The sequence below is a fragment of the Bradyrhizobium sp. 138 genome, from assembly GCF_023074075.1.
Taxonomy (GTDB): domain Bacteria; phylum Pseudomonadota; class Alphaproteobacteria; order Rhizobiales; family Xanthobacteraceae; genus Bradyrhizobium.
Window position 1 is genome coordinate 1 of sequence record NZ_JADPKT010000084.1, and the last position, 17,243, is coordinate 17,243.

Below are 17,243 nucleotides of genomic sequence, written 5' to 3' on the forward strand. Positions count from 1 at the left end.
CACGGCATAAGCCGTCCGACCATCGCGCAGGGAAGGCCGAGTGATCGGCACCACCTGTATGCTGCTGTGCGGTTCTTCCTGCGTGTGCATTTCGCGCAGCGGACCGCGGGTGCGAGGTCGGCACCCGGCCTTCCCTGCGCCCTCTTGGATTTGAGGGCGGAGTGATCAAGCAAAGCTCGGGCGATTTCAGCCGCGAGGCTGCGAAGCCGTGTCTGCGGGTAACATGCGAGTTAAAGAGTTGCGATGCCGCTCCTTGTTCCGTCATTGCGAGCGCAGCGAAGCAATCCAGAATCCCTCCGCGGAAAGACTCTGGATTGCTTCGTCGCAAGGGCTCCTCGCAATGACGGTGTGGAGGCGGACGTGCGTTACACTCACCTCTCGTGCCCCGGACGCAGTCGTAGGGTGGGCAAAGGCGCTCTTGCGCCGTGCCCACGATCTCTCTCGGCCGCGAAAGATACGTGGGCACGCTTCCGCCGTCGCTCTTCGAGCTATGGCGGACAAGTCGCTTTGCCCACCCTACGGCACTGCGATTCCCCCCGAGGACTTTCGCTGCAGCCACCTACCCAAGGAACGGCCACCCCACCGCGCGTGTTGTGCCCTTGGCGGCGGGCCGGCCGATGCTATGGTGCTCCGCGATCTCTTGCGACAGGACGAGGTACTTCAGTGGCTGATGTTCATCCCGCGGCGGGCAAGCAGGCTTCGCCGGACGCGCTCACCAATATTCCGCGGCTGGTGACGGCCTATTTCGCCGGCAAGCCCGATGTCGCAGATCCCGCGCAGCGCGTGGCGTTCGGCACCTCCGGCCATCGCGGCACCTCGTTCAAGAATACCTTCAACGAAGGCCACATCCTCGCGACCACGCAGGCCATCTGTGACTACAGACAAGAGAAGGGCCTCACCGGTCCGCTCTTCATCGGCATCGACACCCATGCGCTGGCCGAGCCGGCGCTGGTCAGTGCCGTCGAAGTGTTCGCCGCCAACGGCGTCGACATCATGATCGATAAGGACGGCGGCTACACGCCGACGCCTGTGATCTCGCACGCGATCCTCACCTACAACAAGGGCCGCAGCTCCGGCCTCGCCGACGGCGTCGTCATCACGCCCTCGCACAATCCCCCTGAAGACGGCGGCTACAAATACAATCCGCCGCATGGCGGTCCCGCCGACACCGACGTCACGGCCGTGGTCGAGAAGCGCGCCAATGCCTATCTCGCCGATGATCTCAAGGGCGTGAAGCGCATCGACTACGACAAGGCGAAGAAAGCCGCGAACGTCCACGCCTACGACTTCATCACGCCCTACGTCGCCGATCTCGGCCAAGTCGTCGACCTCGAGCTCGTCAAATCCGCCGGCATCAATATCGGCATCGATCCGCTCGGCGGCGCCGCCGTGCATTACTGGCATCCGATCATCGAACGCTACGGCCTCAAGGCCACCGTGGTGAACGAGGCGATCGACCCGACCTTCCGCTTCATGACGGTCGACTGGGACGGCAAGATCCGCATGGATTGCTCCTCTCCTTACGCGATGGCGAGCCTGATCGGGATGCGCGACCGCTTCGACGTCGCCTTTGCCAACGACACCGACGCCGACCGCCACGGCATCGTGACGCGCACGGGCGGCCTGATGAATCCGAACCATTATCTGGCGACGGCGATCTCCTATCTGTTCGCGCACCGCCCGAACTGGAGCAGGGATGCCGCGATCGGCAAGACCGTGGTGTCGAGCTCGATCATCGACCGCGTCGCCAGGAAGCTCGGCCGCAAGCTGGTCGAAACGCCGGTCGGTTTCAAATGGTTCGTCGACGGCCTTCTCTCCGGCGGCTTCGGCTTCGGCGGCGAGGAGAGTGCAGGGGCTTCGTTCCTGCGCCGCGACGGCGGGGTGTGGACCACCGACAAGGACGGAATCATCCTCGGCCTGCTCGCCGCCGAGATCATGGCCAAGACCGGCCGCGACCCCAGCCAGTTGTTTGGCGATCTCACCGCCGAGTTCGGCGTGCCGCATTACGCCCGCATCGATGTCGCCGCGACAGGGCCGCAGAAGAACATTTTGAAGTCCGTCACGCCCGAGCAGCTCGGCCTGAAGGATCTCGCCGGCGATCCAGTTCGCTCAACGCTGAGCAAGGCGCCCGGCAACGGCCAGTCCTTCGGCGGCATCAAGGTCGAGACCGATTTCGGCTGGTTCGCCGCCAGGCCGTCCGGCACCGAGGACGTCTACAAGATTTACGCCGAGAGTTTTCGCAGCACCGAGCACCTGAAGCGGATTCAGGACGAGGCCAAGGCGGGGCTGGCGAAGGTATTCGGGGCGTAGGGCGGGCCTGTAGGACTCTCGAATTGCCGCTGCGAGAGGGGCCCTTGCCGCATCTTCCGCGCGGGCCGCCGCGGTCACCGCCGTCATTCCCCGGTCGCGGGCAATGACAGTGGAGCAGCTTTTATGTATACACATCACCATAATTAGGTATTATAATACACCATATTTGGCCTTGATCGATCCTATCCGTCCGCTATTGTATACATAACGTATTCATAAGCCGTGGGAGTGAGACCGATGACAAAGCCCTTCCCGATGAACGCCTGGTACGCCGCCGCCTGGGACGCCGAGGTGAAGCCGGCGCTGCTGCCGCGGACGATCTGCGGCAAGCACATCGTGATGTATCGCAAGGCCGACGGCTCGGTCGCTGCACTCGAGGATGCCTGCTGGCATCGCCTGGTGCCGCTGTCCAAGGGCCGGCTCGAAGGCGACACTGTCGTCTGCGGCTATCACGGCTTGAAATACAACGCGCAGGGTCGCTGCACCTTCATGCCCTCGCAGGAGACCATCAACCCGTCGGCCTGCGTGCGCGCCTATCCCGTGGTCGAGCGCCATCGCTACATCTGGCTGTGGATGGGCGATCCCGCGCTGGCCGATCCCGCGCTGGTGCCGGACATGCACTGGAATCACGATCCGGCCTGGGCCGGCGACGGCAAGACCATCCACGTCAAATGCGATTACCGCCTCGTGCTCGACAATCTCATGGATCTCACCCACGAGACCTTCGTGCACGGCTCCTCGATCGGCAACGAGGCCGTCGCCGAAGCGCCGTTCGACGTCACCCATGGCGAGAAGACTGTTACCGTGACGCGCTGGATGCGCGGTATCGAGCCGCCGCCGTTCTGGGCCAAGCAGCTCGGCAAGAGCGGCCTGGTCGACCGCTGGCAGATCATCCGTTTCGAGGCGCCGTGCACCATCGCGATCGACGTCGGCGTTGCGCCGACCGGCACCGGCGCGCCGGAAGGCGATCGCTCGCAGGGCGTCAACGGCTTCGTGCTCAACACCATCACGCCGGAGACCGAGAAGACCTGTCATTATTTCTGGGCCTTCGTGCGCAACTATCAGCTCGACGAGCAGCGCATCACCAGCGAGATCCGCGAGGGCGTCTCCGGCATCTTCCGGGAGGACGAATTGATCCTCGAGGCGCAGCAGCGCGCCATGGACGAGAACCCCGACCGCATCTTCTACAACCTCAACATCGATGCCGGCGCGATGTGGTCGCGCAAGCTGATCGACAGGATGGTGGCGAAGGAAAATCCGCCGCAGCACCTTCAGGCCGCGGAGTAGATCATGGCCGAGCGTGAGGTCGACCGCTCCGTCTCGCAGACCGTGAAGGCGCAGCTCGCGCTGCGCGACCAGATCCTGTCGGGCGCCTTGCGCCCCGGCGAGCGCATCTCCGAACTCCAGGCGGTGGAAACCACCGGCGCCTCGCGCACCCCGGTGCGCATGGCGCTGGTGCGGCTGGAGGAGGAGGGGCTGCTGGAAGCGATCCCCTCCGGCGGTTTCATGGTGAAGGCGTTTTCGGAGCGCGACATCTCCGATTCCATCGAGCTGCGCGGCACGCTGGAAGGTCTCGCCGCCCGCTTTGCCGCCGAGCGCGGCGTCTCCGCGCGCGAGCTCGAACCGCTGAAGGAATGCCTCGGTGCGATCGACGAGCTGTTGCGCCAGGTGCCGATCTCGGTCGACGCGTTTTCGTCCTATGTCGCGCTGAACGCGCGCTTCCATGCGCTGCTCACGGAACTATCGCGTAGCCCGCCCTTGATCCGCCAGATCGACCGCGCCTCGGCGCTGCCGTTTGCTTCGCCAAGCGGCTTCGTGATGGCGCAGTCGGCGCTGCCCGAGGCGCAGCAGATCCTGATCATCGGCCAGGAGCACCATCGCGTCGTGATCGACGCCATCGAGAATCGCGAGGGTGCGCGCGCCGAAGCGATCATGCGCGAGCACGCGCGGCTCGCCGTGCGAAACCTGCGCCTTGCGCTGCGCAATCGCACCCATCTCGACCTCTTGCCGGCGCTCGCGCTGATCAAGACCGCAACCGATTGAGGCAATAGCCATGCGCTTCATCGAAACCTGGATTCCCGCGACGCTGGTCTCGACCCGCGATCTCGCTCCCGGCATCCGCGAATTCCTGATCCGGCCCGATCAGTTCGACGGTGCGGCCTATCCGGTCGGCAGCCACATCAATGTCAGCGTCACCATCGACGGCCTGCCGGAGACGCGGTCCTATTCCCTGGTCGGCGAGGCCACCTCGCAAGGCCTCAAGATCGCCGTGCGCCGCGCTGATGATTCCCGCGGCGGCTCGCGCTACATGTGGCAGCTCGCGCCGGGTGCGCGGCTCGACATCACGCAGCCGGCCTCGCTGCTTGCCGTCGATTGGGCGCGCGAACGCTACTGCCTGATCGCGGGTGGCATCGGCATCACGCCGATCCTCGGCGCCGCGCAGGCACTGGCGCGGCGCGGGGCCGATGTCACGCTGCATTATGCGGTGCGCTCGCGCGGCGAGGCCGCCTATCTCGACGATCTCGCCGCGATGCTCGGCGATCGCCTGGTCGTTCATGCCAGCGACGAAGGCCGGCGGCTCGATCTCGACGCGCTGTTCGCCTCAATGCCGCAAGGCGCGCTGGCCCTGTTCTGCGGTCCGATGCGGATGCTCGACGCCGCGCGTCATGCCTGGATCGGCGCCGGCCATCCGCTCCCCGACCTGCGCTACGAGACCTTCGGCTCCAGCGGCACGCTGCCGACCGAGACCTTTCGCGTGCGCCTGAAGGGCTCCGATGTCGAGCTCGAAATACCCCGAGAACGCTCGATGCTGGATGTGCTCAATGCCAGCGGCCACGACGTGATGTACGATTGCAAACGCGGTGAATGCGGCCTCTGCGCCATCGATGTGGTCGAGGTCGACGGCGAGATCGACCATCGCGACGTCTTCTTCAGTGACCATCAGAAACAGAGCAACCAGAAGATCTGCGCTTGCGTCTCGCGGGCAAGGGGCACGATCACGGTGGATACCTTGCTGCGCGCGGATGCGATTTGATGAGAGCTTGTTGGAAGAAATAGACTCCGCCGCAGGCTCCACCTCTCCCGCTTGCGGGAGAGGTCGCGCCGAAGGCGCGGGTGAGGGCTCTCTCCTCTGGGGGAATCCCTCTACGGAGACACCCTCTCCCCAACCCTCTCCCGCAAGCGGGCGAGGGGGCTCACCGCTGTCGTGGTCGTCAGTCAGGTCAAATCTCAATTCCAATTACGCCGCGTAAATCGCCCGAAGCTTCTTCGTCTCCAGCAGCGCCAGCACGCGATCCGCCGGCACCGAGCGGCTGATCAGATAGCCCTGCACCTCGTCGCAACTGATCTGCCTGAGATATTCGAGCTGGTCGGCGGTCTCGACTCCCTCGGCCACCACACCGATGTTGAGGTCGCGCGCAAGGCCGACCACCGATTTCACGATCGCGGCGCAGTCCGGCTGCACCAACATGTCGCGGATGAAGGACTGGTCGATCTTGATGCGGCTGAACGGCAGCTTGCGCAAATAGGTGAGGGAGGAGAAGCCCGTCCCGAAATCGTCCAGCGCCACGGTGACGCCGAGCTGCAGCAGCGCGTTCAGGACCGACTCGGCCGAGCCGTATTTCGACAGCAACATCGATTCCGTGATCTCGATCTCGAGCCGGTGCGGCGCGATCTTGGCGTCGCTGAGTGCCTGCACGATGGTCTGGAGGATGCCGGCGTTGTGAAACTGCGCCGCGGAGAAATTCACGGCGACCCTGATCTCGTCCGGCCACTTGGCAACGGTCGCGCAGGCGCGGCGGACGACCCATTCGCCGATCTCGTGGATCAGTCCGGTCTCCTCCGCAATCGGAATGAACTCGCTCGGCGGCACCAGTCCGCGTTCCGGATGTTGCCAGCGGAGCAGCGCCTCGAAGCCGGTGATCCGGCCTTCGTCGAGATCGAGGAACGGCTGAAACACGAGGAACAGCTCGTTTCGCGCGATCGCGCCGGCGAGATCTGATTGCAGCGCCTTGCGATCGCGCGAGACCCTGTCGTCGACTTCCTCGAAGAAGCGGATCGTGCCCGGCCCCGCCTTTTTGGCGCGGTAGAGCGCGGCATCGGCATTCTTCATGACGTCGAGCGGCGTCGTGCCGTCGCGCGGTGCCAGCACGATGCCGACGCTGGTCGCGCCCACGATCTGGCGGCCTTCGATCTGGAACGGCTCCTGGAAGGCTGCGACGAAGCGCTCGGCGATCTCGAGTGCTTCCTCCGGGCGCGCCAGATTGGCCATCACCAGCGCGAACTCGTCGCCGCCGATGCGCGCGACATGTTCGGCCGCGCGCGTGCAGCGCTGCAGGCGGCTCGCGATCTGGACCAGAAATTCGTCGCCGGCAGGATGGCCGAACTTGTCGTTGACCTCCTTGAAGCGATCGAGATCGAGCAGGAGTACCGCGAACTCCTCGCCGGACAACGCGAGCCGTTTCAAGGCGGCATCGAGCGTTTCGTTGAAGGCGACGCGGTTGGGCAGATGGGTCAGAGGATCCAGCCGCACCGTCCGCTCCGCCTCGATCTGCCGCATCACGCGACGCGCGAACGTGAACGAATTGACGAACACGCCGCGGATCAGCACGCTTCCGTAGACCACGACGAGGAAGGCGATCAGCAGGAAGGCGAGATCGCCATTCCTGCCGAGGCAGATGGCGATGCCAAGGAAGATCGGCGCCGTGAAGGCAATGGCTGCGATCGGGATCGTGGCGAAGGCGAGCGCGCCGCCGGCCAGCATGCCCGAGCACAGGCAGGTGATGACGAGTTGGCCGCCGGTCGAGGCATCGGCGAAGAAGGCGACGGGAACGATGCCCCAGGCCGCGCCGAGGATGAACGCGTTACGCACCAGCCGGTGCATGGCGCGGCGCGAGACGAATTGCGGTTTTGTGATGTGGCGCGCGGCGTGGGATTGCACGCCGAATCCAATCGCGGCGGCGGCGACAGCGACCGCCCAGATCAGGGCAGGCATCCTGTCCGGCGACGGCCACAGTGCGATGGCCAGCACGATTGCGTTGCAGGCATTGGCAAGCATGATGCCGACGGAATAGCCGAGCACCAGCGACATCTGTTCGGCCCGGATATGTCCGGCCGCGGCCTCGTCGGTTGCGGGACCGCCAAAGGCCGACAGATCGCCGGCAAACAGCCGCGCGACATAGCTGGTCGTTTGAGTCCGCATTCCAGAGCCTAGCAGCTTGGGCCGTTCGTCCGGCGCGGAAGCGAGAATTCGCTGCAAAACTTTGACGAACTATGAATTATCCCCGGCTGCGGCGCTCGGCGCGACCACTTCTGTGTGTTCGAACCGCGGTATCGATAACAAATCGATACAAATGCGCGATGGCTGGGAGAGGGCCGTCACCCGCGCCGACTGCTTCGGATCGTCATAGAACCGCTGCTCGATCGGCTTTTGGCCGCACCGTCGGCCGGGACGAGACGCTCTCCTTGATCAGTGATAGGTTTCGTGGACGGCCGAGGCGTCCGCGCGGCGGGTCGTTAACGGATGCATTTGCGATCCCGAGGGCCGTCCATGAGCGAGGCTTCAGCAGATGTTTCGGCAACGGTCGAATACACGATGGACAAATGGCGGATGGACCGCGTTCCCTGGGCCATGTGGGCGTGTGTCGCCGGCCTTGCGATCGCGCTCCACGCCGAGAGCCGCGGCCAGAATGGAGCGGTTTTGGCCGTCATCTATCTGGCTCTCCTTGGTCTGGCGTTCGCAGGCTATGCGGTGGCGACCCTGATCGGACGGTCCGGTCTGCCGCTGCTTCTGGAATTGTTGATCGGCCTCCTTGTTCTGATCGTCGTCTCCGGCGTGATCGGTGTGATCAGCGTGTTGGCCGGCGGACCAAGCGGCCGCTCCAGCTACGTCGGCGCCATGCGCAGTCTCTATTGGAGCCACCTCGTGAATCCATCGCCGAATGTATTCGGCTGGATGTTGCTCTATCTGGGTTTCGGATGGATCGTGCTTTCAGCTTACCGGCACTTCTATGCGGATCGGGCGGTCATCTCCATGTCCGCCGCGGGCATCCGATTTCACAGGCCCTGGCTCAAGGGTCTCTTCATTCCCTGGCAGGAGGTGCGCGGGGTGGGCTATCTCGTCGTTCCCGGTATCTCGGGGGTGCCGTTCGTCAGTCCATATGCTGCGGCCGTCACGGTCGGGCAGGATTGCTATGAGCAGCACATCGCCCCGAAACGCAGCTTCTTCGCGCCTCCCGGGGCCGAAGCGATGTTCCAGCCGAAGGGCGAGCTGATGCAGGTGGTGCTGAACGGCGCCGACATGACGGTCAAACCAGAGGACTTTCTCGAACCTGCCAATGCGCGCTGGAAGGCATTTCGGGATCAACCGGGGTCGTCATCCCAACGCGGCGGCACCGTGGTCTACGGGCGCTGGTCGATCGATGGCTCTCGGTGGCAGACCGTTCAGTTTCTTGCGCCGCTGGTCGGCCTGGCCGTGGTCATGCTGTATCGATAGAGACGATCCTGCTCACCGTCCGATTTGCTTCGGGTCATAGAAGAAGCGCTCCTCGATGATCTCATTGTCTCGCCAGGTCTGCCACGCGATCTCCTCCAGCGTCCGCGTTACGCCCTCGGCGTTGGTGAAGGAGAATTTCCAGCGGCTGGCGACGATGTCACCATCAATCAGGCTCGGCCCGATGCGCACGGCCTTGACTTCCTTGGTCGCCGCCAGCACGCCGCGTTCCTTGGCGATGAGCTTGTCGCGCCCCACCGTCGGCTCGGCATTGTTCTCATAGGTCGCCGCATCGGACGTGTAGAATTGCTCGATTGCGCCAATGAAATCTCCGGCCTCCAGCCGCTTGGCAAAAGCTTCGACGATGTCACGGCTCGGCATGGCGCACCTCATAAAACCGACTGATGGTCGGTAATTACCGACCGATGGTCGAAAAGTCAAATGGCGGCCTGCGCACGATTGGATTAGACGAGACCCATGGCGAAGCAGGCGGAGCGGCGGGCGGCGACATCGGAGGCGATCCTGACGGCGGCACGTCGCCTGTTCGGGACGCAAGGCTTTGCCGCCACCACCATGGACGAGATCGCGGAGGCAGCCCGCATCGCCAAGGGCGCGGTCTATCACCACTTCAAGACCAAGGAGGCGGTGTTCGAAGCCGTGTTCGACCAGGTCTCGCGCGACCTCGTCGTGGAGATCGATGGCGCAGCGCGCACCGAAAAGGACGTGCTCGCCGCGATGGTCGCCGGCACCCAGCATTATTTTGCCGCGACCGCGAAGGGACCGACCGGCCAGATCATTTTGCGCGACGGCCCGGCCGTGCTCGGATGGGAGCGCTGGCGGGAGATCGACGCAAAGCACTTTGGCGGCAAGCTGCCGCGCGCGCTGGCAGCGGCGATGGAGGCCGGTCTCATCGCAAAGCAGCCGGTCGAGCCGTTGGCGCGACTGCTGCTCGGCGCGGTGACTGAGGCCGCCGTCGCCTGCGCAGGTCGGGCCGACATCGCAAGAGCGGGTGCGGAATATGCCCGTGCGTTCAAGTCGCTGGTCGAGGCGCTGCGCGTCAGGGCATGATCGTGCTACTGACGAACCGGAAACGCCACACCAATTAAGAAGAACAGCAGCGCATGAACGCAACTTCCTCCCTCACGCCGTCCGATCCCGAATTCGACTACATCATCGTCGGCGCCGGCTCTGCCGGCTGTGTGCTGGCCAACCGGTTGTCCGCGAATGGTAAGCACAGCGTCCTGCTGCTCGAGGCCGGCCCGAAGGATTCCAACATCTGGATCCACGTGCCGCTCGGCTACGGCAAGCTGTTCAAGGAGAAGAGCGTCAACTGGATGTACCAGACCGAGCCGGAGCCCGAGCTGAAGGGCCGCCAGGTGTTCCAGCCGCGCGGCAAGACGCTGGGCGGCTCGAGCTCGATCAACGGTCTGCTCTATGTCCGCGGCCAGCATGAGGATTACGACCGCTGGCGCCAGCTCGGCAACACCGGCTGGGGCTATGACGACGTGCTGCCCTATTTCAAGAAGGCGGAAAACCAGTCGCGCGGTGCCGATCAATATCATGGCACGGGCGGGCCGTTGCCGGTCTCCAACATGATCGTGACCGACCCGCTGTCGAAAGCTTTCATCGACGCCGCGGTCGAGACGGGTCTGCCGTACAATCCTGATTTCAACGGTGCGACGCAAGAAGGCGTCGGCCTGTTCCAGACCACCACACGCAACGGCCGCCGCGCTTCGACCTCGGCGGCCTATCTCGGCCCGGCAAAGGGCCGCGGCAATCTCAAGATCGAAACTTCAGCGCTCGGCCAGCGCGTGCTGTTCGAGGGCCGCCGCGCCGTCGGCGTCGAATATCGGCAAGGCGCGGATCTGCGCCGCGCCCGCGCGCGCAAGGAGATCGTGCTGTCGAGCGGAGCCTACAACTCGCCGCAGCTGCTGCAGCTGTCCGGCGTCGGTCCCGCCGATCTGCTGCGTCAGCACGGTATCGACGTCGTGCTGGACGCGCCGGGCGTCGGCCACGATCTCCAGGACCACATGCAGGTCCGCATCGTCATGCGCTGCTCGCAGCAGGTCACGCTCAACGACACGATCAACCATCCGCTCCGCCGCACCATGGCCGGCGCACGCTATGCGCTGTTCCGGAAGGGCTGGCTGACCATCGCGGCCGGCACCGCGGGCGCGTTCTTCAAGACCAGCCCGCGCCTGGCCTCGCCCGACATCCAGGTGCACTTTCTGCCGTTCTCGACCGACAAGATGGGCGAGAAGCTGCACGATTTTTCCGGCTTCACTGCGTCGGTTTGCCAGCTCCGCCCCGAAAGCCGCGGTTCCCTGCGCATCAAGAGCGCCGACCCGACCGTGCCGCCGGAAATCCGCATCAACTACATGTCGACCGAGACCGACCGCAGCACCAACGTCGAGGGCATCAAGATCCTGCGCAAGATCCTGAATGCGCCCGCGATGAAGCCGTTCGTGGTCAGTGAGTACGACCCCGGCGCGAAGGTATCCACGGATGCCGAGATATTGGATTATTGCCGCGAGCGCGGCAGCACCATCTACCATCCGACCTCGACCTGTCGTATGGGCAATGATGCGCTCGCGGTGGTTGACCAGCGGCTGAAGGTGCGGGGGCTCGACGGCCTTCGGGTCGTCGACGGCTCGGTCATGCCGGATCTCGTCTCGGGGAACACCAACGCGCCGATCATCATGATCGCCGAAAAGGCCTCCGACATGATATTGGAGGATGCGCGTTAATTCGCGATCGAAAGGGCAACGACTTGGCTACGCGACTGAAGATCGGCACCCGCAAGAGCGCGATGGCGCTGGCACAGACGGAAGAGATCGCGCGCCGCCTGACCGCCGCGGTGCCCGGTCTCGACGTCGAGATCGTCAAGTTCGACACCACGGGAGATCTCGATCAGACCAGCAAGCTGCTGCCTCATGGCGGCAAGGGTGGCGCCTTCGTGGCGCAGATCCGCGCGGCCGTGCTATCGGGCGAATTGCAGGCGGCGATGCATTCGCTGAAGGACATGCCCGGCAACGAGGACACACCGGGCCTCGTCATCGGCGCCACGCTGTCGCGCGATCCGCCTGGTGATGCGCTCGTGCTGCGGGACGGCGTAACACTGGAGGCGCTGCGCCAGTCCCGCGGCAAAGGCTTCAAGATCGGCACCAATGCGGTGCGCCGGGCGGCCTATGCGCGACGGTTGTTCCCGGAGGTGGAGGTGATCCATTTCCGTGGGGCCGCCGACACCAGGGTGCGAAAGCTCGACAATGGTGAGAAGCAGCGGCTGCCCGACGGCGGCGCCGTCGGCCCGGCCGATGCGCTGATCATGGCGCGGTCGGGTCTCGACCGCGTCGGCCTCGCCGGTCGTATCGCGTACGAATTCACTGTAGCGGAGATGCTGCCCGCGGCGGGGCAGGGCATCGTGGCGGTCGAATGCGCAGCGCACGACTGGGAAACGCGAAAGATCCTGTCATCGATCGACGATCCCGCCGCGCATGCCAGCGCGGATGCCGAGCGCGAGGTCTTGTGGGTGCTGAACGGCCACTGCAATTCGCCGGTGGCGAGCTTCTCGACCATCGCGGGCGATCAGATGTCGCTCACCGCGTCTGTGCTCGATCTTTCCGGCAACACCATCATCGAGGCCTCGCGCGCGGGTCCCGCCAATCGCCCGCGCGAGCTTGGCCGTGCGGTGGGACTGGATCTGCTGGCTAAGGGTGCCGCCGAGATCATCGAGCGCAGCCGGCCACGCTGAGCCTTCTTGCGCGCCTGTTTTGCCCGACGCGTCAAAGGCGCGCCTGAGCCGCATCATGCCGGTCGAGCTTTTTCAATGGCTTGTCTACTGTGCATGGGGTTGTTTTCGCGTTTTTGTTTCCGCCCCTTTAGGAGCGGAGCGAACTACCCCCGCACGCGCCTGATCATCTGCTCGACATGGGCAATCGGCGTTTCCGGCTGGATGCCGTGGCCGAGATTGAAGATGAAGCGCCCTTGCGCAAAATTGGCCAGCACGTTGTCGACCGCGCGGTCGAGCGCGGCGCCGCCCGTGATCAGCACCAGCGGATCGAGATTGCCCTGCACCGCGACCTTGCTCTGGACGCGCTCGCGGATGAAGGCCGGCTCCGCGGTCCAGTCGATGCTGACCGCATTGACGCCGGTCGCTTCGACGTAACCGGGTAGCTGTGCGCCGGCACCGCGCGGGAAGCCGATGATCTTGGCTTCCGGCACCTTGGCGCGCACGCCTTCGACGATGCGGCGCGTCGGCTCGACCGACCAGCGCGCGAATTCGGTGGGCGGCAGCACGCCGGCCCAGGTGTCGAAGATCTGCAAGGCATTGGCGCCTGCGGCGAGCTGCGCCAGCAGATATTCGATCGAGTTCTCGACCAGCACGTCGATGATTTCAGCGAACGCCTCCGGATGCCGGTAGGCCATCATCCGTGCCGGCGCCTGGTCGGGCGTGCCCTGGCCAGCGACCATGTAGGTCGCTACCGTCCACGGCGCGCCGCAGAAGCCGATCAGCGCGACCTCAGGGTCCAGCGCGCTGCGCACAAGCTTGAGCGCCTCGAACACCGGCGCGAGTTTGCCGAAATCGGCGCGCGGTGCCAGCGTCGCGACCTTTGCGGGATCATCCAGCGGCTCCAGCCGTGGGCCCTCGCCGACCTCGAACCGGACCGAGCGTCCGAGCGCATAGGGGATCACCAGAATATCCGAGAAGATGATCGCGGCATCGAAGCCGAACCTGCGGATCGGTTGCAACGTCACCTCCGCTGCAAGCTCCGCGTTGAAGCAGAGATCTAGGAAGCCGCCGGCCTTGGCGCGCACCTCGCGATATTCCGGCAAATAGCGGCCGGCCTGCCGCATCATCCACATGGGCGGGATGCTCTGGCGCTGGCCGGAGAGCACGTCGATGAAGGGCATTTTTGCAGATTGGGGCACGAACGGTCCTGAACGGGGTTATGGCTCCTGATACACCGCCTCGGCCCTCGGCGGAACAGGGGAACCAGCGCAACAGGGCCGCGTTGACCAGCCGATGGAGGACATCATGGCTGAGACATTCAATCCCGCGCCGCATGACAAGCACGCCGACGATCTGCACGAAGCGCTCGCTGCCGACCGCCACGCAAAGCTCGACGCCGGGCTGAAAGACACTTTCCCAGCGTCCGATCCGGTGAGCGCCACGCAGCCGACGCCGTCGAAGGCCGATGCGGATGCCGACAATCCCTCGCTTTGGGCCAAGGTTAAGGCCATTTTCAGCTAACGGAGGGCGACGCCGGATTCCGATCGGCTTGCTAATGTCCTGTTAGCGATGCGCGGATCCTTGCGTCCGTACGACTACGGAAAACCGGCATATCGCGGCCTATTCCGGCGGGACTTTCAGAGTTCAATAACAGAAGCGGCAGAGGTTCCGAAACATCGGAGAACCCTGCCGCATGCCCCTTGCGACCCAACGAACTGGATGGAGCCGTCTGCCGCTGCGTGCGGCGGCGTTCGTCGCGCTGACCTGCGCGACCATCCTCGGCGTCAGCGGCTGGCGCGAATGGGCCGCGCGCGATGCGGTGCTCAAGGGCGCCGAGACCGAGATGGCGAACGTCGCCCGCTCGCTCACCCAGCATGCCGAGGACAGCCTCGATCTCCTGGATTCCGGCCTCGTCGGCGTCGTCAGCCGGCTGGAGATGGACGGCGCCGGGCCTGCCACGATCGCAAAGCTGCGCACCCTGCAGGATGCACGCAAGAAGGCGATCGAGCGCATTCACGGCCTTGCCATCATCGACGACCAGGGCAACTGGCTGACCTCGCCGGGCACGATCCGTTCGACCCTCACTGACGATGCCTTCTTCCGACATCACCAGCTCTCACCCAAGCGCGAGGCCCATGTCGGACGCCCCGTGAAGAGTCTGCTCGACGGCGAATGGGTCGTCACCCTGTCGCGCCGCTTCAACAAGCCGGACGGCAGCTTCGGCGGCGTCGTGCTCGCCACCATCAGCTCGAATTATCTTTCGCATTTCTACGAGCAGTTCGAGATCGGCCGCAACAGCTCGGTGACGTTGACTCACGGCGATGGCCTCATCGTCGCCCGCAACCCCAACAACGAAAAGTTCGTCGGACACAGCGTTGCCGACAAGCCGCTGTTCCGCGATGCCAGCCTGCAGCGGCCCGGCGGCGCCTATCATTTCAAGTCGCCGCTGGACGGTGCCGAGCGTGTCAGCTTCTTCAAGCGCAGCAGCCGCTACCCACTCCTCCTGCTCGCCACCGTCGACAAGGCCGAGCTGCTGGCGCCCTGGCGCGCCGCGGCAATCTCCCGCATGCTCTACGTGCTCGCGCTGGTGATGCTGATTGCGGTCATCGGTGCCGTGCTGGTACGGCAGTTGCAGCGGGGCCAGCGCATGGCCGCGGCCCTGATCGAGAAGGAGGCGCATTTCCGCCTGCTCGCGGAAGGCTCCAGCGACATGGTGACCAGTATCGGGCTCGACGAGCTGCTGCGCTATGTCTCGCCCTCGTCCGCGCGCGTCGTCGGCTGGCGCGCCAATCAGCTGATCGGCACGCCGGCACTGGCGGGCATCAATCCGGAGGATCTGCCGGAGGTCCAGGCGGTTGTCGACGCCATGAAGCGTGGCGAGAGGGAGGAGGCGCGCCTCACCTATCGCAACTCGCACCGGGAGAACGGCGAGGTCTGGCTCGAATCGACCATGCGGGTGACTCGCAAGGACAATGGCCACGTCGACGGCGTGGTCGCGATCTCGCGTGACATCACCGAGCACAAGAAGCTGGAAACGAGGCTGGAGACGCTTGCGATCGAGGACAGCCTCACCGGCCTTGCCAATCGCCGCCGCTTCGACGAGCGGCTGAAGGAGGAATGGGCGCGCGCCTATCGTGATCGCTCCAGCCTCGCCTTGCTGATGATCGATGTCGACCACTTCAAGGCCTACAACGACGAATACGGCCATCCCGCGGGCGACGCCTGCCTCCGCGTGGTGGCGCAGGTCATCGCGGCGGAGATGCAGCGCCCCGGCGATCTGGCGGCGCGCTATGGCGGCGAGGAGTTCGCCATGCTGTTGCCGAACACCGGTGCCGCAGGCTGCGCCCGGATCGGCGACCGGATCCGACGGGCGATCCGCGAGGCGGGTCTCGTCCATACCGCCAACCATGCGACCGGTTACGTCACCGCTTCGCTCGGAGGCGCGGCCTGCCGGCCGGTGCTGGAGCGCACGGCAGGCGTGACCTCCCTCGTCGAGGCGGCCGACCAGGCGCTCTACGCCGCGAAGGAAGCCGGGCGCAACCGGTTGATGATGTCGGGCGAGGTGGCCGGTCTGATGCTCAAGGCGTCCGGCCAGTAAGACGGCTCAATAATGCGGCGGAGGTTCGTTGGCAGGTCCAGGCGCATTCGCCTCGGCCTCCTGCAGCCGTTCGCCGAGTTCTGCGATCTTCCGCGTCAGCAGATCGATCTGCTTCCACTGCGCGGTGATGGTCTGGTTCAGCGTCTCGATCGTGTCGTCCTGATAGGCGAGGCGCGTCTCCAGCGTGTCGATGCGCTCGCTCAGCGTCTTGATCTCATTCGTCACGCGTCGCGTCCTTATTCCGTTCGCGCAAGCCGTGGCCGAGCGCGACGCGCTCGTCGAACACGAAGCATTCGCCGCGCCAGCGGCTCTGCGCCTCCGGCACCTCTTCCAGATATCGGAGGATGCCGCCCTTGAGGTGATAGACCTCGGCAAAGCCGCGCGCGAGCAGATGCGCGCTCGCCTTCTCGCAGCGGATGCCGCCGGTGCAGAACATCGCAATCTTGCGGTGCTTGGCCGGATCGAGCTTGCCTGCGGCAAAATCCTTGAATTGACCGAAGTTCCTGATGCCGGGATCGACGGCGCCCTCGAACGTTCCCATCGCCACCTCGAAGGCATTGCGGGTGTCGAGCAGCAGCGTGTCGGGCGCAGAGATCAGCGCGTTCCATTCGCTGACATCGACGTAGGTGCCGACCCGGCGGGTCGGATCGGCGGCCGCATCGCCGAGCGTGACGATCTCTTTCTTCAGGCGCACCTTGAGCCGCCCGAACGGCATCGCCTCGGCGGTCGAGAATTTCAATTCGAGATCGTCGAGCCTGCCGCTGAACATGTCGCCGTGCGCCAGCTCATAGGCGAGGGCGTCGATCGCTTCGGGCGCGCCGGCGAGCGTGCCGTTGATGCCCTCCAGTGCCAGCATCACGCTGCCTTTTAGCTTAAGGCCGGTGCAGAACGCGCGTAGCGGCTCGCGCAGCTCACGGTAATCCGGGAGGGCGGCGAATTGATAGAAGGCGGCGACCTTGGTGGCCGAATTCGGATCAGACATAGCGGCTCGTTTAGCAGGCGATTGCCGCTCAGAAAACCCGCATGGTCGCTGGCGTCGAAAGGTCTATACGCCCAGCGGATGGCAGCCATTTCCCTGGTATGCCAGCATTGCCCAGCGCCGCCGGAATGTGTCA

General features: G+C 64.9%; 15 protein-coding genes. 10 read left to right on the top strand and 5 right to left on the bottom strand.

The genetic code is table 11. The features are described from left to right. Positions 1 to 663: 663 nt before the first annotated feature. The 4 genes from pgm (at position 664) to IVA79_RS27945 (ending at position 5,344) form a co-directional block, all read left to right on the top strand. Positions 664 to 2,310 carry a phosphoglucomutase (alpha-D-glucose-1,6-bisphosphate-dependent) gene (gene pgm / locus IVA79_RS27930; RefSeq protein WP_247559092.1) on the top strand — a complete coding sequence of 549 codons (1,647 nt, stop codon included), beginning with the start codon at positions 664 to 666 and terminating at the stop codon, positions 2,308 to 2,310. 237 nt (positions 2,311 to 2,547) lie between these two features. Further along, positions 2,548 to 3,597, top strand: coding sequence for an aromatic ring-hydroxylating dioxygenase subunit alpha (locus IVA79_RS27935; RefSeq protein ID WP_247559094.1), 1,050 nt, complete (start codon positions 2,548 to 2,550; stop codon positions 3,595 to 3,597). 3 nt (positions 3,598 to 3,600) lie between these two features. Then, positions 3,601 to 4,353, top strand: a complete 753-nt coding sequence (locus IVA79_RS27940) for a GntR family transcriptional regulator (protein WP_247559096.1) — start codon at positions 3,601 to 3,603, stop codon at positions 4,351 to 4,353. A 10-nt stretch (positions 4,354 to 4,363) separates the two neighbouring features. Further along, the gene (locus IVA79_RS27945) at positions 4,364 to 5,344 is read left to right on the top strand and encodes a PDR/VanB family oxidoreductase (RefSeq protein ID WP_247559098.1); all 981 of its coding nucleotides are present in this window, start codon (positions 4,364 to 4,366) and stop codon (positions 5,342 to 5,344) included. 204 nt (positions 5,345 to 5,548) lie between these two features. On the opposite strand, the gene IVA79_RS27950 is transcribed toward IVA79_RS27945, so the two are convergent. Further along, positions 5,549 to 7,510, bottom strand: a complete 1,962-nt coding sequence (locus IVA79_RS27950) for an EAL domain-containing protein (protein ID WP_247559101.1) — start codon at positions 7,508 to 7,510, stop codon at positions 5,549 to 5,551. 348 nt (positions 7,511 to 7,858) lie between these two features. On the opposite strand from IVA79_RS27950, the gene IVA79_RS27955 reads away from it, so the two are divergent. Next, positions 7,859 to 8,803: a hypothetical protein gene (locus IVA79_RS27955; protein WP_247559103.1), complete on the top strand. Its 945-nt coding sequence runs from the start codon at positions 7,859 to 7,861 to the stop codon at positions 8,801 to 8,803. 12 nt (positions 8,804 to 8,815) lie between these two features. On the opposite strand, the gene IVA79_RS27960 is transcribed toward IVA79_RS27955, so the two are convergent. Then, complete coding sequence (locus tag IVA79_RS27960) at positions 8,816 to 9,181, bottom strand: nuclear transport factor 2 family protein (protein ID WP_247559105.1); 366 nt, start codon at positions 9,179 to 9,181, stop codon at positions 8,816 to 8,818. A gap of 96 nt (positions 9,182 to 9,277) precedes the next feature. Between IVA79_RS27960 and IVA79_RS27965 the strand changes: the two genes are divergently transcribed. The 3 genes from IVA79_RS27965 to hemC are packed head-to-tail and all read left to right on the top strand — an operon-like array spanning position 9,278 to position 12,551. Continuing rightward, positions 9,278 to 9,868 carry a TetR/AcrR family transcriptional regulator gene (locus IVA79_RS27965; RefSeq protein WP_247559106.1) on the top strand — a complete coding sequence of 197 codons (591 nt, stop codon included), beginning with the start codon at positions 9,278 to 9,280 and terminating at the stop codon, positions 9,866 to 9,868. A gap of 53 nt (positions 9,869 to 9,921) precedes the next feature. Next, positions 9,922 to 11,547, top strand: a complete 1,626-nt coding sequence (locus tag IVA79_RS27970; protein ID WP_247559108.1) for a choline dehydrogenase — start codon at positions 9,922 to 9,924, stop codon at positions 11,545 to 11,547. 23 nt (positions 11,548 to 11,570) lie between these two features. Further along, a complete protein-coding gene (hemC, locus tag IVA79_RS27975) occupies positions 11,571 to 12,551 on the top strand; it encodes a hydroxymethylbilane synthase (protein ID WP_247559110.1) in 981 nt (326 codons plus the stop codon). A 143-nt stretch (positions 12,552 to 12,694) separates the two neighbouring features. On the opposite strand, the gene hemE is transcribed toward hemC, so the two are convergent. Beyond that, positions 12,695 to 13,729: a uroporphyrinogen decarboxylase gene (gene hemE, locus IVA79_RS27980; protein WP_247559113.1), complete on the bottom strand. Its 1,035-nt coding sequence runs from the start codon at positions 13,727 to 13,729 to the stop codon at positions 12,695 to 12,697. 106 nt (positions 13,730 to 13,835) lie between these two features. Between hemE and IVA79_RS27985 the strand changes: the two genes are divergently transcribed. Beyond that, positions 13,836 to 14,051, top strand: coding sequence for a hypothetical protein (locus IVA79_RS27985; RefSeq protein WP_247559709.1), 216 nt, complete (start codon positions 13,836 to 13,838; stop codon positions 14,049 to 14,051). A gap of 172 nt (positions 14,052 to 14,223) precedes the next feature. Then, the gene (locus IVA79_RS27990) at positions 14,224 to 16,128 is read left to right on the top strand and encodes a diguanylate cyclase (RefSeq protein WP_247559115.1); all 1,905 of its coding nucleotides are present in this window, start codon (positions 14,224 to 14,226) and stop codon (positions 16,126 to 16,128) included. 6 nt (positions 16,129 to 16,134) lie between these two features. Here IVA79_RS27990 and IVA79_RS27995 read toward each other — a convergent pair whose 3' ends face one another. Beyond that, positions 16,135 to 16,353 (bottom strand): SlyX family protein, encoded by a 219-nt coding sequence (locus IVA79_RS27995; RefSeq protein ID WP_028141773.1) that lies wholly within the window; start codon positions 16,351 to 16,353, stop codon positions 16,135 to 16,137. After that, entirely contained in the window at positions 16,343 to 17,110 is a 768-nt protein-coding gene (locus IVA79_RS28000) for a rhodanese-related sulfurtransferase (RefSeq protein ID WP_247559117.1), read from the bottom strand. The genes IVA79_RS27995 and IVA79_RS28000 overlap by 11 nt, the downstream gene beginning before the upstream one ends. Positions 17,111 to 17,243 lie beyond the last annotated feature (133 nt).